The 20,705-nt window shown below is 72.9% G+C and carries 12 protein-coding genes; 2 read left to right on the top strand and 10 right to left on the bottom strand.

The window, feature by feature from the left end:
• Positions 1 to 108: 108 nt before the first annotated feature.
• From ACIQOU_RS22135 to ACIQOU_RS22115, 5 genes are all read right to left on the bottom strand, one after another.
• Positions 109 to 1,749 carry a serine/threonine-protein kinase gene (locus tag ACIQOU_RS22135; RefSeq protein WP_401538497.1) on the bottom strand — a complete coding sequence of 547 codons (1,641 nt, stop codon included), beginning with the start codon at positions 1,747 to 1,749 and terminating at the stop codon, positions 109 to 111.
• 89 nt (positions 1,750 to 1,838) lie between these two features.
• Complete coding sequence (locus tag ACIQOU_RS22130) at positions 1,839 to 3,371, bottom strand: serine/threonine-protein kinase (protein WP_401538496.1); 1,533 nt, start codon at positions 3,369 to 3,371, stop codon at positions 1,839 to 1,841.
• A 75-nt stretch (positions 3,372 to 3,446) separates the two neighbouring features.
• Entirely contained in the window at positions 3,447 to 5,159 is a 1,713-nt protein-coding gene (locus ACIQOU_RS22125) for a serine/threonine-protein kinase (RefSeq protein WP_401538495.1), read from the bottom strand.
• Positions 5,160 to 5,416: 257 nt separating this feature from the next.
• Positions 5,417 to 8,905 carry a protein kinase gene (locus tag ACIQOU_RS22120; RefSeq protein WP_401538494.1) on the bottom strand — a complete coding sequence of 1,163 codons (3,489 nt, stop codon included), beginning with the start codon at positions 8,903 to 8,905 and terminating at the stop codon, positions 5,417 to 5,419.
• 154 nt (positions 8,906 to 9,059) lie between these two features.
• Positions 9,060 to 11,321 (bottom strand): serine/threonine-protein kinase, encoded by a 2,262-nt coding sequence (locus tag ACIQOU_RS22115; protein ID WP_401538605.1) that lies wholly within the window; start codon positions 11,319 to 11,321, stop codon positions 9,060 to 9,062.
• 280 nt (positions 11,322 to 11,601) lie between these two features.
• On the opposite strand from ACIQOU_RS22115, the gene ACIQOU_RS22110 reads away from it, so the two are divergent.
• The gene (locus ACIQOU_RS22110) at positions 11,602 to 12,645 is read left to right on the top strand and encodes a serine hydrolase domain-containing protein (RefSeq protein ID WP_401538493.1); all 1,044 of its coding nucleotides are present in this window, start codon (positions 11,602 to 11,604) and stop codon (positions 12,643 to 12,645) included.
• Between the two features lie 64 nt (positions 12,646 to 12,709).
• Here ACIQOU_RS22110 and ACIQOU_RS22105 read toward each other — a convergent pair whose 3' ends face one another.
• Positions 12,710 to 14,416: a glycerol-3-phosphate dehydrogenase/oxidase gene (locus tag ACIQOU_RS22105; protein ID WP_401538492.1), complete on the bottom strand. Its 1,707-nt coding sequence runs from the start codon at positions 14,414 to 14,416 to the stop codon at positions 12,710 to 12,712.
• A gap of 270 nt (positions 14,417 to 14,686) precedes the next feature.
• Between ACIQOU_RS22105 and ACIQOU_RS22100 the strand changes: the two genes are divergently transcribed.
• A complete protein-coding gene (locus ACIQOU_RS22100) occupies positions 14,687 to 15,895 on the top strand; it encodes a nucleotide sugar dehydrogenase (protein ID WP_401538491.1) in 1,209 nt (402 codons plus the stop codon).
• A gap of 107 nt (positions 15,896 to 16,002) precedes the next feature.
• Here ACIQOU_RS22100 and ACIQOU_RS22095 read toward each other — a convergent pair whose 3' ends face one another.
• The 4 genes from ACIQOU_RS22095 to ACIQOU_RS22080 form a co-directional block, all read right to left on the bottom strand.
• The gene (locus tag ACIQOU_RS22095) at positions 16,003 to 17,127 is read right to left on the bottom strand and encodes a GuaB3 family IMP dehydrogenase-related protein (RefSeq protein ID WP_401538490.1); all 1,125 of its coding nucleotides are present in this window, start codon (positions 17,125 to 17,127) and stop codon (positions 16,003 to 16,005) included.
• Between the two features lie 116 nt (positions 17,128 to 17,243).
• On the bottom strand, positions 17,244 to 18,746 hold the full coding sequence (gene guaB / locus ACIQOU_RS22090) for an IMP dehydrogenase (protein ID WP_401538489.1): 1,503 nt from the start codon (positions 18,744 to 18,746) through the stop codon (positions 17,244 to 17,246).
• A gap of 186 nt (positions 18,747 to 18,932) precedes the next feature.
• A complete protein-coding gene (locus tag ACIQOU_RS22085; RefSeq protein WP_401538488.1) occupies positions 18,933 to 19,520 on the bottom strand; it encodes a sigma-70 family RNA polymerase sigma factor in 588 nt (195 codons plus the stop codon).
• A 265-nt stretch (positions 19,521 to 19,785) separates the two neighbouring features.
• Positions 19,786 to 20,397 (bottom strand): response regulator transcription factor, encoded by a 612-nt coding sequence (locus ACIQOU_RS22080; protein ID WP_003948568.1) that lies wholly within the window; start codon positions 20,395 to 20,397, stop codon positions 19,786 to 19,788.
• Positions 20,398 to 20,705: the final 308 nt, after the last annotated feature.

The following is a 20,705-nucleotide window of genomic DNA, read 5'->3' as shown; positions in this document are numbered from 1 at the left end:
GCGACCGGCACCGGGAGCCCGGCCGGTCGGCCCCGGCCGCGAGCCCGCCCGGGAGCCGGGGCCGGGGTTCCGCCCAAGTGGCGTTGCCCTCATCGTCGTTGGCGAGGGTCAGAGGGTGTGGACGTCCCAGTTCGCGCGGACCGTCTTCGCGAGGTCGCGGCCCTGGTCGGTGAACCAGCCCTGGCCGGGGTAGTCGATCCACAGGCGGTACATGTCGCCGTTGCCCGCGCGGTAGTAGAGGGCCTGGGCCTCGCGCGGGCGGGGGTCGGAGGAGCTGGCGGAGGTGTAGCGGACGGTGTTCTCCCCGGCGTCCCGGTCCCGGTACCTGGTCTCCTGCGGCTTGCCCCGTGGCACCGGCTTCGCCCCGATGTTCCGGCTGTAGGCGCCGCCCTTGACAGTCGTCCAGTCCTCGACTGCCGCCTCCAGCGCGGTACTTGGGATCTGGTCGTTGGTGTCGTCGGCCTTGATGTCACGGTCGACGTGAATCCACACGGACCCGCTCGGGTCGGAGTACAGCGCCTCGGTGCCATCGGAGTCGGTGATCTCCTCCTTGGCGAACACCTCGGGCATGCCGATCGACACCCCCGCCTCGGTGCCGAGGTCCCGCTCCGTCCAGCCGTCCGGCAGCGGTCCCGCGAACGGGTCGGCCACCATCAGGTACCCGGTGAGCGCCGCCGCGACGGCCACCGCGCCGACGCCGAGCCACGCCCTGCGCCCGAGGCGGATGCCCTGCCGGATCACCTGGACGGACGGAACGGACTGTGTGGGCAGGGGAGTTGGCGGATTCGCGGCCTGGGCGAGCAGGGCCCGGACCCGGGGCGCGTCCGGCCGGTGCGCCGGGTCCTTCCGGAGCAGCCCGGTGATCACCTCGGCCAACGGTCCCGGCGCGGCGGCGGGCGGCGCGGGCGTGGCGTTGAGGACGGACTGGAGGGTGGCCGGGGTGTTGCTGCGGCGGAACGGCGAGACGCCCTCCGTCGCCGCGTAGAGCACCACGCCGAGCGACCACAAGTCGCTTGCGGGGCCCGGGCGTTGGCCCAGCACCCGTTCCGGCGCGATGTACTCCGGCGAGCCGACGAAGCCGCCGGTGTCGGTCAGGCTCGTCTCGCCCTCGATCTGCGCGATCCCGAAGTCGGTGAGGACGACCCGGCCGTGCGCGCCGAGCAGGACGTTGTCCGGCTTCACGTCCCGGTGCAGGATGCCCGCCGCGTGCGCCGCCTCCAGGGCGCCGAGCACCTCCAGGCCGATCCGCGCCGCCTCCCGCGCGCCGAGGGTGCCCTCCTCCAGCGCGCCGGCCAGCGAACGGCCCCGCACCAGCTCCATGACGATCCACGGCCGCCCGTCGACGACGGCGACGTCATGGACGTTCACCACGGCGGGATGGTCGAGGCGGGCGGCGGCGCGGGCCTCGCGGCGCATCCGCTCGTAGGCGTGCGAACGTTCGCGTTCGGGAAGTGTGTCCGGGACGCTGGGTTCCTTGACGGCGACTTCGCGGTCCACGGTCTCGTCATGGGCGCGCCATACCGTGCCCATGCCGCCGTGCCCGAGCCGGCCGAGGAGCCGGTAACGGCCGCCGATCAGCCGCCCGGTGCCGGGTTCTGTCGAGGGCGGGGCGGGTGCGGCGACCACCTGGGTGGGGGTCGCGTACGGGTTGTCGGGGACCGGTGCGGACCACGGCGGTCCGGGTGGTCGCAATTCAAAACTGGTGGGCTCGTTCGACCGCCCCTGCGGGGCTCCCCCGTCGCTGTTCATGACCCATCCATATCGCGCCGGGCGCGCCGGGGGCCACACCGGGCGTCGTGCGGTCACACACCCGTGACCCGAACGACGGCTATCTCGCGTTATGTCCGGGTGAACGTGTCCACCGCGACGTCGAAGAACTCCTTGGCCTCCCGCGCCTGCCCGACCGGTGCCGTGACCCACACGTCGTACATCCGGCCGCCCTCCTCCCAGCACAGGTCGTAGGTGCGCAGGGCGCCGCCCGCCGTGGTGGCACCGTCGGAGGTGAACTCCCAGTGGGCGGCGGGCAGTCCATGCCGGGTCGTCGCCGTGACCCGGCCGTCCCGGTAACCGGGGTTCGTGGCGGGCCCGTTGGCTGCGGCTCGCCTCAACACCCCGAGCGGGCCGCCCTCTTGGGGTGCGGCGGACTTGACGCCGAGGCGGATGGTCTGCCCCGGGGACAGATAGAAGACGCGCTCGCCCTGCGGCCGACGGGTGAAGCTCACCGGCACGGCGAGGGAGAACCCGGCGGGGTCGTCGGCGACCCGGTAGCCGGACGGCGCGGAAGTCGGCTCGGGCGTAAGGGAGTTGGCGGGTGGACCGGCCGCGCTCATCGACGTCGTCGCCGGTGTCGTCGCCGTGCCGCCGCCGTCCGCGAGGCCGTCGAGGCCGCCGTTGACCAGCAGGGCCGCCGCCGAGACCCCGGCGCCCGCAGTCGCGGCGACCAGCAGGGCGGTGACGAGGAGGCGCCGGGCGGACCCCGCGGCCTCCAACGCGGCGGTGAGGGCGGCGCGTTCGGCCGGGGAGGGCGGGGTGCGGCCGGTGTCCAGGAAGACCCGGAGCATCCCTTCGGCCTGCGCCGCGTCCAGGCGCCGTTCCGGATCGCGCTCCAACAGGCCCCGGATCAGCGGGAGAAGCGGGGCGGCCTCGGCGGGCGGGCGGATCTCGTCGGTGACGACCGCGTGCAGGATGCCGCCCAACGAGTCCCGGTGGAAGGGGGATTCACCACTCAGCGCCGTGCACAGCAGGGCGCCGAGGGACCACAGGTCGGACTTCGGGCCGCTGCGCGCGCCCGACATCCGCTCCGGCGCCGTGTACTCGGGCGAGCCGACGAACGCGCCGCTCTCGGTGAGGGTGGCGGCGCCCGCGACCTGCGCGATCCCGAAATCGGTGAGAACGAACCGGTCGCCGGTGGCGTCGAGGAGGACGTTGGCCGGCTTGAGGTCACGGTGCAGGACGCCGGCCTCGTGGGCGGTGGCGAGGGCGCCGAGGAGCGCGATGCCGATGCGGGCTGCCTCCACGGCGTCGACCGGGCCGTGCTCGGCGATCCGGTCGGCGAGGGAGCCGCCTTCGAGCAACTCCATGACGAGATAAGGGCGTTCGCCGTCCTCGACCACGTCATGGACGACGACGATGTGCGGGTGGTGCAGTTGGGCGACGGCGCGGGCCTCCCGCAGGGCGCGGGCCCGTACGTGCCGGGCCTCCTCGGCGGGGCTCGTCTCGTCGAGGTCGAGGGGGATCTCCTTGACGGCGACATGCCGGCCGAGGAGGTCGTCGTAGGCGCGCCAGACCACGCCCATGCCGCCGCGGCCGAGCCGCGTCCGTAATCGGTAGCGGCCCGCCACGACCCGGCCGTCTTCCCCCTCGGTGCCCATGCGCCCCATCATGCCGTACCGGACGAACCGGCTCCGGGACGCCGACCGGCCAACTCCGGGGCCGGTTTCACGACGTCAGGCGGTCTTCTCCTGCCACCCCTGGAGGATCGACGTGAAGTGGGTGCCGACCGTCGGCCAGTCGGCGGCGGGCGAGGACAGATAGAGCGCGTACTCGTAGCCCTCGCGGGACATGTACGTCTCCTCGATGGCCCGGCGCGGCCCGGGGAACGGCGTGTCCTTGGCCTGCGCGGTCCAGGTGTACTCCCAGAGGGAACCGGGCCGGTCGCGGTAGGTGTTCGCCTCCATCTTCACCCGCTTGTACTTCACCAGCCGATGGAGCTGCTGCTCCAGGTCGACCTGGTGCGCGTAGGCGTCGCCGAAGTCGGGCGAGGTGTCGACGGCGATCCGGACGAAGTGCTTCCCCTTGTCGGGCGTGTAGTCGACCTGCCGGAGGTCCCCGACGACGCCCACGACCTTCCGCTGATAGCCGGTGGGCAGATAGACGCTGAAGCCCCAGGGGTCGTCGTACCGCTTCCAGGTGGACGGCACGCCCCCGTTGCCGGCCGTCGACGCCGACGGGGTGACCTCCGTCTCCGGTGTCACGTAGCTGTCGCCGGCGGCGGTGTCGGTGCGGCCCCACTGCTGCCAGGCCGCCACCGTGCCGCCCGCGACGATCACCGCGAGCGCGACCCCGAGGGCCGCGTACCGCGCCCGGCGCCGCTTGCGCGGGGGCGCCGCCGGGGCGCCGATGCCGGTGGGCTGCCCGTGCGGCCCGTCGAGGGCGGTGGGCGCGGTGTTGCCGGCGGTGCCGTGGGGACCCACGTGACCGGTGTGACCCACGTGGCCCGTATGACCGTTGGCCGTCGCCGGATACGGCGTTCCCGTGCCGAATCCCGCGCCGGTGCCCTCCCCGGTGGCCGTCGGGTCCGGCGTGCCGTGCTGGGTGGCCAGGTAGGCCTGGGCGCCGTGCGGGCGTCGCCCCTCGGCCGCCTCGGCGAGGAGCTGCTCGGCCTCGGCCGGGTCGGGGCGGGCGGCGGGGTCCTTGTGCAGGAAGGCGCCGATGACGGGGCCGAGCGCACCGGCGTGGGCGGGTACGGCGATCTGCTCCTCCACGACAGCCTGCATCGTGGTGAGCGGGGAGGTGCGGCGGAACGGCGACCTGCCCTCGACCGCCGTGTACAACGTCGCGCCCAGCGCCCACAGGTCGGAGGCCGGGCCGGGATCGTGGCCCCGGACCCGCTCGGGGGCGAGGTAGTCGACCGAGCCGACGACCTCACCGGTGCGGGTGATCGTCGAGTCGCCCTCGATCTGCGCGATGCCGAAGTCGGTGAGGAGCACCCGGCCGTCGTGCCCGATCAGGACGTTGCCGGGCTTCACGTCCCGGTGCAGGACCCCGGCGGCGTGCGCGGCGCGCAGCGCCCGCAGCACCCACAGGCCGATCCGGGCGGCCTCGGCGGGCTCCATCCGGCCGCGCTCCTTGACCGCGTCGGCCAGCGAGAAGCCGTCGACCAGCTCCATCACGATCCACGGGCGGCCGTCGTGTTCGAGCACGTCATGCACGGTGACGACGGCGGAGTGGTTGATCCGGGCGGCGGCCCTGGCCTCGGCCCGGGTGCGCGCGAGCAGCCGGTCCCGGTCCTCCTCGGAGACATAGAGAGCGGCGGTCAACTCCTTGATCGCGACGGCTCGGTGCAGCACTTCGTCATGCGCACGCCATACGCGCCCCATGCCGCCGCTGCCGATCGAATCGGCGAGCCGATAGCGACCCGCCACGAGCTGGCCCTGCATCTGATTCACGTTGCCCCGCAATGCTCTTGACAGGGTCAGACTAAGGACCGGGCGCCGCTCAGGGGAACCAGGGGGGCGCCAAGGAGACCGCACTGTGACGGTTGTCGCTTCTGGCCCGCACGATGAACCGTTCCCCCGCGTCACGCATCGTCGGCGCTCCCCTTCGCCGGGTGATCATGAAGCCCCCGAACCCCATGAAACCACCGGAATCTCCCCCTCCGCCCGCTTCCCGCCCTTCAGCCGACCACTCCCTACGGCTAGCCGGTCACTTCGTATGTCGCCGACGCCTGCTCGTACAGCCGCGTCACCTGATCCCGGTCGGACTCGGGCCCCCGCACCTGAACGACGTGATAGCGCCCGGCGATCAGGATGGCGAGATTGCGCACATACAGATCGTGCCCCGCGTCGTCGGTCCAGGTGAACTGTCCCTCGGCCATCGACCGCCCGCCGACCTGTATGGTCTTCAGCCCCGTCGCGGTCGCCCAGCTGGAGTCCCGGTAGGGCGCCAACTCCCGTTCGCTGTCCCGCTGGTAGGCCATCGGATCGCCGCCGTAGGACTGCGCGCTGTCCCGCCCGGGAACGACGATCAGCTCGAAGTCACCGTGTGCGTAGACGACTTGGCCGCTCCCGTTCTTGGGGGTGCGCTGCCAGCCCTTCGCCACCGCGATCTGGAACCCCTCGGCGTCCTTGCGCAGCGCGAACCCGGCCGCTATCCCGTCGGTCTGCGTCTCGGTGGCCCCGCCGCTCGCCTCGGCCTCCGACGAACTCCGCTCCGGCGACGGCTCCCCGCTCGCGCTCCGCGACGACGACTGCTCCGGCACCGGGCTGGCCTGCCCCGCGACGCCGGTCCCCGAACCGGTGCCCTGCTGGCCCGCCTTGGGCATGAACAGCATCGCGTACGCCACCGCGCCGGCCAGCAGGAGCAGCACGAGGAGCAGGAGGTTGCGGCCGAGTTTGCGCGGCGAACCCTCCCCCTGCCGGGCGCGCTTGTGCCGGCCGTGCGGGGTGGTCGCGGGGAGCCCGGCGCGCCGCCTGCGCACCAACTCGCCGCGCCTGCGCACGATCGGCAGCCGGGTGACGTCGACCGGCGGCGCGGCCACCAGCCGCGTACCGGCCTCCGGTTCGGGCGCGGAGCGCACCAACGACCGCAGCCAGCCGCTCAGTTCCTCGAAGTCCAGCCGTTCGGTGGGGTCCTGGCGCAGCAACGACTCGACGACCGGCCGGAGCGGACCGCACTCCTCCGCGAAGGCGGGCGGCTCCGCGCAGACCAGCTGCACCAGCTCCGCCGTCGACTCCTCCGGATACGGCGCATGCCCCTGAACGGCCCGGAACAGCAACGCCCCGAGCGCCCACAGGTCGGTCGCGGGGCCGATCGGCGCCGCCAACTGCCAGTTCTCGTGCACGGGCCCGGCCTGCTCCGGCGCCCACCGCTCGGTCACGGCCCCCACCACAGCCATCCGAGCCTGCCGAGCCCGCTCAGCATCCAACGCGGTGGCAGGCCCACGCCGGGGAGCGGGCAGGGGGCTGGAGGGTAAGTCGCCCCAGCCACGGGGAGGTTGAGGAGCGTAGGCGACCCGCCCGGAGCGATCAGGGCCCTCGGGATACCCCGGATAGTCAGCCCCCTCGGAGCACTCCGGGTCCTCGGAATACCCCGGGTAGCCAGATCCCTCGGGGTACTCCGGGCCCTCGGGATACCCCGGATAGCCAGATCCCTCGGGGTACTCCGGGTCCTCGGGGTAGCCAGGGTCCCCGGGGTGGTCAGGGGCCCGGGGGTGGTCAGGGGCCTCGGGGTTGTCCGGGTACGCGGAGTTGTCCGGGTACCCGGGGTAGTCCGGGTGCGCGGAGTGCCCCGGGGACGCGGGGTAGTCCGGGTGCGCGGAGTGGTCGGAGTCCTCCGGGTGGTCCGGATACGCCGGGTACGCCGGGTACTCGGAGCACTCCGAGGGCGGGAGGGCGGACGGGGCGTCGGGGTGAGCGGGGGTGCCGGGGGCGGTGGAACGGGGGGTGCGCGGGCCCTGTGCGGGGAGGCCGGGGGCGGAGTAGCGCGGGTCGCCGGGAGCCGCCGGGTGGGCGCCGGGGGCGGTGGAACGCGGGGCGCCCGAGCCCGGGACCGGGACGCCGGGAGCCGAGTAACGCGGGTCGCCCGGAGCCGCCGGGTGAGCGCCCGGGGCCGTGGAACGCGGGGCGCCCGAGCCCGGGACCGGGACGCCGGAGGCGGGGGCCGCGCCTAGGCCGGGGACGGGGGCGCCGGGGGCCTGCGGGACGCCGTAGTCGGGGGTGGCGGGAGCAGGGGGAACGTCGGGGTCGGCGGCGCCGAGAGCCTGGGCACCGGCGTCGGCGCCGCGCGGGGGCGCTCCACGCCAGGTGCCGGGCCGCCCGCTCTGCGTGCCCACCCCGTAAGGGTTGGTCACCCCGTAGGGGTTGGGTATCTGGCCGGGCAACGGCTCCGAACCGGGCCTACCCGAACGGGAGTCGGGGTCCCCCAGGGCGTACGGCTGGGCGGCGCCGTTCCCGCTGACCGGCGGCTCGGCGCCCGGTGCCTGGCCGGGAACCCCGTACAGGGAACGGGAGTCAGGGGTGCCCGGGGCATACGGGTCGGTCGCGCCGTTCGCGCCGACCGGCGGCTCGGCGCCCGGTGCCTGGCCGGGAACCCCGTACGGGGAACGGGAGTCAGGGGTGCCCGGGGCGTACGGCTGGGCGGCGCCGTTCCCGCTGACCGGCGGCTCGGTTCCCGGTGTCTGGCCGGGGGACTCGTACCGTCGTGCCCCCTGTTGCCGGGTCGCCTGGACGTCGTTGCTCCGTGGGGTCGGTCGGGCTCCGGGGAGGGCGGGGCGTTGGTGCTGGGTGTCCTGGACACGGGCCGCGGCGCGGGCGCCTGCCCGGTACGCGGCGATCGCGCCGGCCCGCGCCGCCCTGACATCGGCGCCGTTCTCCGAGGCCGGGGGCGTGAACGTGCCGGCCGTGCCCCTGCCGTCGGCCCGTTCCGTACCGGACGCAGGGGGGAGCCCGCCCGCCGCACGGGCGTTGATGGCGTCACGCCGGGCCGCCTCGACGTCGTCGGCGGTGGCCTGCGTGACCCGGAGCGCGGGGGCACCTGGTGTCACGGCCGGGGCCCCGTCGTGCGGGTCGACGGGCGGGGGCGTCGGGTCGTAGCCGCACAGCGCCTCTTCGGCGGCGCCGACCGCGAGGCCGGTCAGCATCACCCGGCCGTCGTCGCAGATCAGGACGGTGCGTGCGGTGACGTTGCGATGGACCCAGCCATGGGCGTGCAGCACCCGCAACGCCATGAGGACATCGGCGGCCACCTCGGCCGCCCGGTACGGCGTCAACGGCTGCTCGGCGAGGAGCGCGGCCAGCGGCCGGGCCGGCACCGCCTCGCTGACGATCCACAGCGAACCGCCCTCGGCGAACACGTCGAAGACCTGGTCGAGCCGCGGATGATCGGGGATCTGCGCCGCGGCCTGCGCCGCCTCGACCGCGCGCCGCACGGCGGGGTCGACGGGCCGTCCCGCGCCGTCGCCCGAGGGCCGCCGGGCCCCTCGGTCACGGGCGGTGAACCCGTCGGGCAGCCCCTCCGCGTCGAGCACCTCGGCCTCGACGACCTCGGGCAACGGCACCTGCCGGACGAGGACTTCCTGCCCGCTGTAGGTGTCGAAGGCCCGGGACTCGGTGAGTTCGTAGGCATCGGAGGGCGGCAGCGGCAGCCGGTAGCGGTCGGCGAGGACTCGTCCCGCGTACTCGTCCACGTTGCCTCCCCCGGCCGCCCGGTTGGTCAACTACGTCCGTACTGCGCCCGCTTGCGCACACCCACGCCGGGTGCGCACGGTCCGCAGGCCTTCACGATACGTGCCGGAGGCAACTCGCAGAGCGGGGATGCGAGATATCAGCCTCGCGGCAAGCTCACGATTTGGGCTCGAACGTCTTCGCCAGCGTCTTCCACGTGGCTTCCCGCAGGTCGGTGTCCCACTTGGCGTCCTTCGCCGTGTACATCAGCGCGTACCCCTGATGGCTGTTGACGACGAAACCCCGGTCGATCGTCCGGTACTTGGTGCCGCTCTCCACATAGGTGAACTCCCAGTCGGCCGTGTTCCAGCCCCGGTAGTCCACCTTCGCTATGCGAATCCGGTCGTACTGGGAGCGGTTCATGTAGCGCTCCTGGTTCTTCCAGTCGGACACCGGGTCGCCCTTGGGCGTGGACGTCCACGCGACCAGCAGCTTCTGCCCGTCGGGCCCGGTGAACCGGTCGCCCGCGCTGCCCGTCGACTGGTACTTCCACCCCTCGGGCAGCCCGATCGAGTACCCCTGGCTCCCCTTGTACGTCGAGTCGACGGCGGTGTCGGCACTGTCGGACGAGTCGGAGGAGTCGTCGTCCTTGCCGCTCGTCCCGTCGCCCGAGGTGTCGGTGCCGGAGTCGCTCCCGGAACCGCTCTCCGCCGAGGCGGACGCCGTGGTGCCGCCGTCGGTGCGGGTGCCCTCGTCGTCCTTCTTGGTGTCCGTCCCGGAACCGGAACCGGCGCTCGCGCTGGCGCTCGCCTTGGCGCTGCCGCCGCTGGACCCGGCGGCCTCGTCGTCGTCCCCGCCGCCGAGCGTGAACGCCAGGATCGCCCCGATCACGGCCAGCACCACGACCACCGCGATGATCACGAGGGTCCGCTTCGGCACCACGTCGGTGAGCGGCGCCCTGGGCACCGGCCTCGGCGGCAGGTCCGGCGGCGTCATCACGGGCCACCCCGAACTCCGCCCACCCGACTGCCCGTTGGCCCCGGAGGCCGCCGAGGTGCCGGAGGCCGTGGAGGTCCCGGAGGTGCCCGAGCCGCCCGAAGCGCCGGAGGCCGTGGAGGCACCCGAGGCCGACGCCGACGCCTTCGACGTGTCCGCCGACCTGGCCTGCTTCGGGGCCGAGGATGCCGAGGGTGCCGGGGAAGTCGGGGCCGGCGCCGAGGACTTGGTGGCGGTCAGGGGCTTGGTCGCCGCGACGGAGGCCGACGCCGCCGCCGCTCCGCCCGCCGCCCTCGCCTGCCCGGCCGACGCGGTGCCCGAGGTCCCGCCCGACGTGCCGGAAACGGACCCGCCGCTTCCCGAGCCCGTCGCGGACTCGCCCGAACTGCCGTTCTCGCCGCCCGACTTGGCGCGCGTCGCCGCCGCACCCGACCCGGCCGCGACGGCAGCCTTGCGCACCGAACGGAACGCGCCGCGCAGCTTCTTCTCGCCCTCGCCCCGCTTGCCGCCGGACTCACCGGGCTGGGCCGGCAACGGCACCACCCGGGTCGCGTCGGACGGCGGCTCCGGCTCGGCCTGCCGCGGCTCGGGCGCGTGGATCACGGCGTTGAGCATCGCCCGCGCGCCCGCGTCGTCGAGCCGCTGCGCCGGGTCCTTGGCGAGCAGCCCGTAGATGACGTCCTTGAGCGGACCCGCGTTCTTCGGCTCCTCCAGCGGCTCGGTCATCACCGCGGTGAGCGTGGCGATCGCGGAGCCCTTGTCGTACGGCGGGGCGCCCTCGACCGACGCGTACAGCAGCCCGCCCAGCGACCACAGGTCGGCCGCGGGGCCCGGCTTGTGGCCGCGCGCCCGCTCCGGGGAGATGTAGGAGGGCGCGCCGACCAGCATGCCGGTCGAGGTGATCGACGGGTCGCCCTCGACCTGGGCGATCCCGAAGTCGGTGAGTACGACGCGGTCGCTCTCGGACTCCAGCAGGACGTTCGACGGCTTCACGTCCCGGTGCAGGATGCCCTCACGGTGCGCCGAGCGCAGCACGTCGAGGATGGCGAGGCCGACCTCCGCGGCGCGCTTCGGTTCGAGCAGGCCGTCCTCACGGATGACCTCGGCGAGCGACTTGCCCTCGACCAGCTCCATCACGATCCACGGCCGGTCGTCCTCCTCGACCACGTCGAAGACGGTCACCGCGCTGTTGTTGCGAATCCGCGCGATCGCCTTGGCCTCGCGCAGCGTCCGCGTGATCAGCCGGCGCTTCTCGTCCTCGTCGATGTTCGAGGGGAACCGCAGCTCCTTCACGGCGACCGTGCGGCCCAGGGTCTCGTCCTCGGCACGCCAGACGGTGCCCATGCCGCCGCGGCCGAGCACCCCTCCCAACCGGTACCGCCCGGCGAGGAGACGTTCGCTCTTGTCCTGACGGGATGTCCCCGCCCGCTCCGCCTCCGACATGCGTCCCCTCATGCAACCCGCCCTGACAGAGCCTTCATTGTCTCTCACCCGACAAGTGCCCAACGCCCAGGGTGCCTCTGACGAACCCCCAGGGCCAACGTCCCCGCGCGCCGATACCCCGGCCGACGCCCCGAGCTGCGCACACGCCCCCCGCGCCCCGTGCCGTCGGCGGAGCGTCTCCGGGCCGCCGACCGGCCACAGAGCCGGGTACCCCGCGTTCCTCCCTCACAGTCGCCCTGCATGATGGGCCGCCACGAGCACAGTCGACGAAGGAGACGGGATGACGCCGCTTCGGACCCTACTGGCCCTCCCTGTGTCCTGCGCCCTGCTCGCCGTGGCCGCCACCGCCTCGTCGGCCCCCGCGACCCCGGCCTCCGACACGGTCCTCGCCCAGCTGGTCACCCGGGGCGGGGTGCCCGCCGCCGCGCTGCTGGCCCGCGAGGAGACCGGCACCCGGTACGCGCACGCCGGGACCGGCATCGCCCGCGACGACCACTTCCGCGCCGGCAGCATCACGAAGACCTTCATCGCCACCGTCGTTCTCCAACTCGCCGCGGAACACCGCCTCTCCCTGTCCGACACCGTCGAGCAGCACCTGCCGGGGCTGGTGCGCGGGGCGGGCAACGACGGTCGCAGGCTGACCCTGCGCGCGTTGCTCACCCACACCAGCGGGCTGGCCGACTTCACCCAGGACACCCGGGGCGTCGTCCCCGTCACGCCGCTCCAGGCCGTCCGCCTGGCACTCACCCACCCTCCGGCCGACCGAGGCCGTTTCTCCTACTCCAGTACCAACTACGTGCTGCTCGGCATGGTCATCCGCCAGGTCACCGGTGACTCGTACGCCACCGAGGCCGAGCGCCGCATCATCGCTCCGCTGGGTCTGACCGGCACCTCCTTCCCCGGTTCCCGTACCGATCTGCCCTCACCGCACGGCCGCGCCTACGCCGCCGACGGCACCGATGTCACCTCCCTCGACCCGCGGGTGGCCGGCGCCGCGGGCGAGTTGGTGACCACGCTCGCCGATCTCGACCGCTTCTACGCGGCGCTGCTCGGCGGCAGGCTGCTGCCCCCACGCTGGCTGCGTGAGATGCGGGACACCCGGGCCGCACACGGCGCGTACGGCATGGGCCTGTTCCCGGTGAAGCTCCCGTGCGGTGTCACGGTGTGGGGGCACAACGGCCGCATCTCCGGCAGCTACGTGCGCACCGCGGCCACCGTCGACGGGCGTCGTGTCCTCACCTACCGCGTGAACACGGACGCGATCGCAGACCCCGACCTCGAACCCCGGCTGCTCGCCGCCGAGTTCTGCCCTCGCCACCCGTAGAACGAACGGCCCCCGAACGGAGATCCCGCCCCACGACACTCGTTCGAGTGACGCTGACTCCAGCTCACAGCGGCACGATGTCCGGGGCTCCCAGCCTGGCCGCGTCGGCTGTCAGGTCGTCGGGCTGGAGTTGGGACTCGCGTTCGGCCTCGACGCGCTTCTCGTAGTGCTGGACCTCGCGTTCGATCTGGTCCGTGTCCCAGCCGAGCACCGGCGCCATCAGTTCGGCGGCCTCGCGGGCGCTGCGGGTGCCGCGGTCGAAGGTCTCGATGGAGATGCGGGTGCGCCGGGTCAGGACGTCGTCGAGGTGCCGTGCCCCCTCGTGGGAGGCCGCGTAGACGATCTCGGCCCGCAGATAGTCGTCGGCGGCGTGCAGGGGCTCGCCGAGGGAGGGGTCGGCGGCGATGAGGTCGAGGAGTTCCTCGGCCATCGAGCCGTACCGGTTCAACAGGTGCTCCACGCGCACCACATGGAGGCCGGTGCGGGCGGCGATCCGGGCGCGCGCGTTCCACAGCGCCCGGTACCCCTCGGCGCCGAGCAGCGGAACGTCCTCGGTGACGCACTCGGCGACCCGGGTGTCGAGGCCGTGCACCGCCTCGTCCACGGCGTCCTTGGCCATCACCCGGTACGTCGTGTACTTGCCGCCCGCCACCACGACCAGGCCGGGCACCGGGTGGGCGACGGTGTGCTCGCGGGACAGCTTGCTGGTGGCGTCGGACTCGCCGGCCAGCAGCGGGCGCAGACCGGCGTACACGCCCTGCACGTCGTCCCGGGTGAGGGGCACCGAGAGCACCGAGTTGACGTGGGCGAGCAGGTAGTCGATGTCGGCGCTGGACGCGGCCGGGTGGGCCTTGTCGAGGTCCCAGTCGGTGTCGGTGGTGCCGACGATCCAGTGCCGGCCCCAGGGGATGACGAACAGGACGGACTTCTCGGTGCGCAGGATCAGCCCGGTGGAGGAGTTGATGCGGTCCTTCGGGACGACCAGGTGGATGCCCTTGGACGCGCGGACGTGGAACTGTCCCCGCTCGCCGACCAGGGCCTGGGTGTCGTCGGTCCACACGCCGGTGGCGTTGACCACCTGCCGGGCGCGGATCTCGTACTCGCCGCCCGCCTCGACGTCCTGCACGCGCGCGCCGACGACGCGTTCGCCCTCGCGCAGGAAGCCGACGACACGGGCGCGGTTGGCGACGTGGGCGCCGTAGGAGGCCGCCGTGCGCACCAGGGTGGCGACGTAGCGGGCGTCGTCCATCTGGGCGTCGTAGTACTGCAACGCGCCGACCAGCGCGTCCCTTTTGAGGGCGGGGGCGACGCGCAGGGCGTGACGGCGGCTCAGGTGCCGGTGCGTGGGCAGTCCCCGCCCGTGGCCGCGGGCCATGGACATGGCGTCGTAGAGCGCGACGCCTGACCCGGCGTAGAGGCGTTCCCAGCCCTTGTGCTGGAGCGGGTAGAGGAACGCCACCGGCTTCACCAGGTGCGGGGCGAGCCGCTCCAGGAGCAGGCCGCGTTCCTTGAGGGCCTCGCGGACCAGGGTGAAGTCGAGCATCTCCAGGTAGCGCAGGCCGCCATGGATGAGCTTGCTGGACCTGCTGGAGGTGCCGGAGGCCCAGTCGCGCGCCTCGACGAGCCCGGTGGACAGGCCGCGTGTCACCGCGTCGAGGGCCGTGCCGGCACCGACCACTCCGGCGCCCACGACCAGCACGTCCAGCTCGCGCTCGGCCATTCCCGCGAGGGACTCGGCACGCTGCGCCGGTCCCAGAGTCGCTGTCCTCACCGCTGCCTCCCGCTGTCGGTCGTGCCGGCCGCACCCGTCGAGCGAGGCCCGGTTCCTCTCCCCCTGCCCAGATTCTGACCTTCATGCCCGACTTCAGCCACCACTCACCCCCAGCCTGTGGACAACAAAGACGAGCCGCCCGGAAAACACAGCCGACCAATCCCGCATATCGGTCATATTTACTCCTAGTCTGACATTGCGCTCGCTCGTTCTGTCCACAGGGCTTGCGCACCTGTCCCGCTTCGGTTACTGGGAAGGACGGCCCACGCCATGCCCGCAGATCTCGCCGTCATCGGACTCGGCCCGTTCGGCCTGCCGCTGGCCCAGGCCGCCGTCGCCGCCGGCATCTCCACCCTCGGCTACCGGACCGGGCCCGAGCCCGGCTCGCTCAGCCCCGCCGAACTGCGCCGGATGCTCTCGGGGGGCTTCCGGCACGCCACCGGACCCGCCGAGCTGGGCCGGGTGCGCACGGCCGTCATCTGCGCGCCGACCCCGCCCGGGGCCGACGGCGGGCTCGACCTGAGCCAGGTGGAGGCCGCCGCCCGCATCCTGGCGCCGCGGATGCGCCCGCACACCACCGTGATCCTGGAATCGCCGGTCCGCCCCGGCACCACCGAGGAGTTCCTGCGCCCCCTCCTGGAGGCCGGCTCCGGCCTCGTCGCGGGCCGCGATTTCCACCTCGCCTACTCGCCCAACCGGGTGGACCCGGGCAACCGGGACTTCACCCCGGCCAACACGCCGAAGGTGATCGGCGGCCTCACGCCCGCGTGCACGGAGTCGGCGGCGGCCTTCTACGGGCGCCTCACCGACAAGGTCGTCCGCGCGCGTGGCCTGCGCGAGGCGGAGACCGTGCAGCTCCTGGAGACCAACTTCCGGCACGTCAACATCGCCCTCGTCAACGAGATGGCCGTGCTCTGCCACGACCTCGGCGTCGACCTCTGGGACGTCATCCGCTGCGCGGAGACCAAGCCGTTCGGCTTCCAGGCCTTCCGCCCGGGCCCCGGCGTCGGCGGCCACGCCGTCCCACAGGGCCTGACCGGCGACGGCGGCCGCTCCCTGCGCATGGTCGAACTCGCCCAGCAGGTGAACAGCCAGATGCCCCGCTATGTCGTGCGCCGCGCCGCCGCCCTGCTCAACGAGCACGGCAAGTCGGCCCGCGGCGCGCGCGTGCTGCTCCTCGGCGTCACCTACAAGCCCGACCTCGCCGACCAACAGGGCACGCCCGCGCGGGAGATCGCCGTCCGGCTGACGGAACTCGGCGCCGCCGTCAGCTACCACGACCCGCACGTCCCGTCCTGGAGCGTCCAGGACCGCCCGGTGCCGCGCGTGGACTCCCTCTACGACGCCGCCGCCGACGCCGACCTCACGATCCTGCTCCAGCACCACCGCACCTACGACCTCCAGGGCCTGTCGGTGAAGGCGCAGCTCCTCCTGGACACCCGGGGCGCCGCCCCGACCGGAGCGGCCCACCGCCTCTGACCGGCGCGGACGGCCGACGCGAGCAGAACGCGAACAGAAGAAGCCGACGAAGGGCCCGCCCACGACCCCCGTGGACGGGCCCTTCACGCCGCCGGTGCCAGGGTCGGCTACCGCATGTGCTGGCTGTCCGCGACGGTCACCTCGACGCGCTGGAACTCCTTCAGCTCGCTGTAGCCGGTGGTGGCCATCGCCCGGCGCAGGGCACCGAAGAAGTTCATCGAGCCGTCCGGGGTGTGCGACGGACCGGCGAGGACCTCTTCGAGGGTGCCGACGGTGCCGAGGTCGACCTTCTTGCCGCGCGGCAACTCCTCGTTGACGGCCTCCATGCCCCAGTGGTGGCCCTTGCCGGGCGCGTCCGTGGCCCGGGCCAGCGGGGAGCCCATCATCACGGCGTCGGCGCCGCAGGCGATCGCCTTGGGCAGGTCGCCGGACCAGCCGACACCGCCGTCGGCGATCACGTGCACGTACCGGCCGCCGGACTCGTCCATGTAGTCACGGCGGGCCGCGGCGACGTCGGCGACGGCGGTGGCCATCGGCACCCGCAGGCCCAGGACGTTGCGCGTGGTGTGCGCGGCGCCGCCGCCGAAGCCGACCAGGACGCCGGCCGCGCCGGTGCGCATCAGGTGCAGGGCGGCGGTGTAGGTGGCGCAGCCGCCGACGATCACCGGGACGTCCAGCTCGTAGATGAACTGCTTCAGGTTCAGCGGCTCGTGCGCGCCGGAGACGTGCTCGGCGGAGACCGTGGTGCCGCGGATGACGAAGATGTCCACGCCCGCGTCGACGACCGCCTTGGAGAACTGGGCGGTGCGCTGCGGGGAGAGCGCGGCCGCCGTGACCACGCCGGAGTCGCGCACCTCCTTGATGCGCGCGCCGATCAGCTCTTCCTTGATGGGGGCCGCGTAGATCTCCTGGAGGCGCCGGGTGGCGGCCTCGGTGGGCAGCTCGGCGATCTCGTCCAGGAGCGGCTGCGGGTCCTCGTAGCGCGTCCAGAGCCCTTCCAGGTTGAGCACGCCGAGGCCGCCCAGCTCACCGATGCGGATCGCGGTGGCCGGGGAGACGACCGAGTCCATGGGGGCGGCCAGGAAGGGCAGGTCAAAACGGTAGGCGTCGATCTGCCAGGCGATCGAGACCTCCTTCGGGTCCCGGGTACGGCGGCTGGGGACGACGGCGATGTCGTCGAAGGCGTACGCCCGCCGGCCGCGCTTGCCGCGCCCGATCTCGATCTCAGTCACGTCTGTGGCCTTTCCCTGATGCGTTGCAGCGTCCTCCAGTATTGCCGACGGGTACGACAAAGGCGGCCCCGGTGCCCCGGGACCGCCCTCGGCCGGACGTCACACGCGCGCGTGCGTCACTGGTTGCTGTAGTTCGGCGCCTCGACCGTCATCTGGATGTCGTGCGGGTGGCTCTCCTTGAGGCCCGCCGAGGTGATGCGCACGAAACGGCCCTTGGACTCCATCTCCTCGATGGTGGCCGCGCCCACGTAGCCCATGGTCTGGCGCAGGCCGCCGACCAGCTGGTGCAGGACGTTGGCGAGCGGGCCGCGGTAGGGCACCTGGCCCTCGACGCCCTCGGGGACGAGCTTGTCGTCGGAGGCGACGTCGGCCTGGAAGTAGCGGTCCTTGGAGAACGACCGTGCCTGGCCGCGCGACTGCATGGCACCGAGCGAGCCCATGCCCCGGTACGACTTGAACTGCTTGCCGTTGATGAACATCAGCTCGCCCGGCGACTCCTCACAGCCCGCGAGGAGGCTGCCCAGCATCACGGTGTCGGCGCCGGCCGCGAGGGCCTTGCCGATGTCGCCGGAGTACTGGAGGCCGCCGTCGCCGATCAGCGGGATGCCGGCCGCGCGGGCCGCGAGGGACGCCTCGTAGATCGCGGTGACCTGCGGGACGCCGATGCCGGCCACCACGCGCGTGGTGCAGATCGAGCCGGGGCCCACGCCCACCTTGATGCCGTCGACACCGGCGTCCACCAGGGCCTGGGCGCCGTCGCGGGTGGCGACGTTGCCGCCGATCACGTCGACGGAGACGCTCGACTTGATCTTCGACATCCAGCTGAGGGCGTTGCTGTTGTGCCCGTGCGAGGTGTCGACGACGAGGAAGTCCACGCCGGCCTCGGCCAGCGCCTGGGCCCGCTCCAGCGCCTCGGGGCTGGCGCCGACGGCCGCGCCGACCAGCAGCCGTCCCTCGGCGTCCTTGGCGGCGTTCGGGTACTTCTCGGCCTTGACGAAGTCCTTGACGGTGATGAGGCCCTTGAGGACACCGGCGTCGTCGACCAGCGGCAGCTTCTCGATCTTGTGCTTGCGCAGCAGCTCCATCGCCTCGACGCCGGTGATGCCGACCTTGCCGGTGACCAGCGGCATCGGCGTCATGACCTCGCGGACCTGGCGCGAGCGGTCGTTCTCGAAGGCCATGTCGCGGTTGGTGACGATGCCGAGGAGCTTGCCCGCCGGGTCGGTGACCGGGACGCCGCTGATGCGGAACTTGGCGCACAGCGCGTCCGCGTCGGCGAGCGTCGCCTCGGGGTGCACGGTGATCGGGTCGGTGACCATGCCGGACTCGGAGCGCTTGACCAGGTCGACCTGGTTGACCTGGTCCTCGACCGAGAGGTTGCGGTGCAGCACGCCGACGCCGCCGAGGCGGGCCATCGCGATCGCCATGCGGGACTCGGTGACCTTGTCCATCGCCGCCGACAGGAGCGGGATGTTGACGCGGACGTTGCGCGAGATGCGGGACGAGGTGTCGACCGCGTTGGGGAGCACCTCGGATGCACCCGGCAGCAGCAGCACGTCGTCGTAGGTCAGCCCGAGTGTCGCGAATTTTCCGGGCACTCCGTCGACGTTCGCAGTCATGACACCTTCCCCAAATGGCCTTGATCGGTGCGGATGTCCATGCTAACGGGAAGCACGGCTGACTCATTCCACGGTTCGGGAGCCCCAGCGGCTTCGTATGTTCGTACGGAATCGCCCATCGGGCCGTTCAGTCAAGACCGCCTCAGCGGCCCACCCGGGCCCAACGGCGGTCCCACGGCGCCGGTTTCACTGTTCGGCGAGAGCGCGCAGCCGGCTGAGCGCGCGGTGCTGCGCGACCCGGACGGCGCCGGGTGACATTCCCAACATCTGGCCCGTCTCCTCGGCCGTGAGACCCACCGCGATACGCAGCAGGAGCAGCTCGCGCTGGTTCTCCGGGAGGTTGGCCATGAGTTTCTTGGCCCATTCGGCATCGCTGCTGAGCAGGGCGCGCTCCTCGGGGCCGAGGGAGTCGTCCGGCCGCTCGGGCATCTCGTCGGACGGCACGGCGGTGGACCCGGGGTGGCGCATCGCGGCCCGCTGGAGGTCGGCGACCTTGTGGGCGGCGATGGCGAAGACGAACGCCTCGAAGGGGCGGCCGGTGTCCTTGTAGCGCGGCAGCGCCAGCAGCACGGCGACACAGACCTCCTGCGCGAGGTCCTCCACGAAGTGCCGGGCGTCGCCGGGCAGCCGGGAGAGCCGGGCGCGGCAGTAGCGCAGGGCCAGGGGGTGGACGTGGGCGAGCAGATCGTGCGTGGCCTGCTCGTCCCCGAGGACGGCGCGGTGGACGAGTGCACCGATGGCCCCTGCGGCTGAAGCCGCCTCGTCGTCGCGCATCGGTCCATGGTGCCTTGCGGCGCCGCGGTCCGCGCCGCCGTGCCCGTCGTTGTGCACCGAAGCGTTATGAGCAGGTGCGCCGGCACTCATCCCCTGCGCCCTCCCCTTCCGCTCGACCGACTTGTCCCCGAGAGACTCCACCACTCAAGGATGCGGCATCCGCGCCGAAACGAGCAGCGGGCACCCGACGGAGCCGCGCGCGGCCCCCGCCAACCGGATGACGGGCGGGGGTGCCGGCACCCCCGCTACCGTGCGTACGGCATGCTCAGCGGACCAGGCCCCAGCGGAAGCCGAGCGCCACCGCGTGGGCACGGTCCGAGGCGCCGAGTTTCTTGAACAGGCGCCGGGCGTGCGTCTTGACGGTGTCCTCGGAGAGGAACAGTTCCCGTCCGATCTCCGCGTTGGAGCGGCCGTGGCTCATGCCTTCGAGCACCTGGATCTCCCGCGCGGTGAGCGTGGGCGCGGCGCCCATCTCGGCGGAGCGCAGCCGGCGTGGGGCGAGCCTCCAGGTGGGGTCGGCGAGGGCCTGCGTGACCGTCGCCCGCAGTTCCGCGCGGGAGGCGTCCTTGTGCAGATAGCCCCGGGCGCCGGCGGCGACCGCGAGCGCCACGCCGTCCAGGTCCTCGGCGACGGTGAGCATGATGATGCGCGCGCCGGGGTCGGCGGACAGCAGCCTGCGCACGGTCTCGACGCCGCCCAGTCCGGGCATGCGTACGTCCATCAGAATCAGGTCCGAGCGGTCGGCGCCCCAGCGGCGGAGCACTTCCTCGCCGTTGGCCGCGGTCGTCACGCGCTCGACGCCTGGCACGGTCGCGACCGCGCGGCGGAGCGCCTCTCGGGCAAGCGGGGAGTCGTCGCAGACGAGGACGGATGTCATGGCCGCCCTCCGCAGCTGATGCACGTCACCTTGAGCCTCCAGGCTGGTACGAAATCGTCACCTGTGCGGTCGACCGTCTCGGACGCCTGCCCGAGCGCTTGATTGATTCAACCGCCTCGGCACTCTCAACGACGGTCACTCGAAAGAGTTACGGGGCCGTGAGCCATCTTCGGCACTCTACGTGAGGGGGCGGACACGGTGGAGGGATGAGGGGCCAACCCTCAACGTTTCATCACATCCATGCCCCATTTAGACCCTTTTCTTCCCTTCTGCTGGTGTCTGCGGCTAGATTCGCAATGAGTCATATT

The sequence above is a fragment of the Streptomyces sp. NPDC091279 genome (assembly GCF_044757465.1).
GTDB lineage: Bacteria > Actinomycetota > Actinomycetes > Streptomycetales > Streptomycetaceae > Streptomyces.
Note: the sequence above shows the minus strand (reverse complement) of the source record. Positions and strands in the feature narration are given on the sequence as shown.

What these genes read in the sequence shown, in the direction of transcription:
- ACIQOU_RS22135 (WP_401538497.1), bottom strand. Translation starts at nt 1,749, where the DNA reads ATGAACAGCGACGGGGGAGCCCCGCAGGGGCGGTCGAACGAGCCCACC.
- ACIQOU_RS22100 (WP_401538491.1), top strand. Translation starts at nt 14,687, where the DNA reads ATGCCCGCAGATCTCGCCGTCATCGGACTCGGCCCGTTCGGCCTGCCG.
- ACIQOU_RS22115 (WP_401538605.1), bottom strand. Translation starts at nt 11,321, where the DNA reads ATGTCGGAGGCGGAGCGGGCGGGGACATCCCGTCAGGACAAGAGCGAA.
- ACIQOU_RS22080 (WP_003948568.1), bottom strand. Translation starts at nt 20,397, where the DNA reads ATGACATCCGTCCTCGTCTGCGACGACTCCCCGCTTGCCCGAGAGGCG.
- ACIQOU_RS22085 (WP_401538488.1), bottom strand. Translation starts at nt 19,520, where the DNA reads ATGCGCGACGACGAGGCGGCTTCAGCCGCAGGGGCCATCGGTGCACTC.
- ACIQOU_RS22130 (WP_401538496.1), bottom strand. Translation starts at nt 3,371, where the DNA reads ATGGGCACCGAGGGGGAAGACGGCCGGGTCGTGGCGGGCCGCTACCGA.
- ACIQOU_RS22110 (WP_401538493.1), top strand. Translation starts at nt 11,602, where the DNA reads ATGACGCCGCTTCGGACCCTACTGGCCCTCCCTGTGTCCTGCGCCCTG.
- guaB (WP_401538489.1), bottom strand. Translation starts at nt 18,746, where the DNA reads ATGACTGCGAACGTCGACGGAGTGCCCGGAAAATTCGCGACACTCGGG.
- ACIQOU_RS22125 (WP_401538495.1), bottom strand. Translation starts at nt 5,159, where the DNA reads ATGCAGGGCCAGCTCGTGGCGGGTCGCTATCGGCTCGCCGATTCGATC.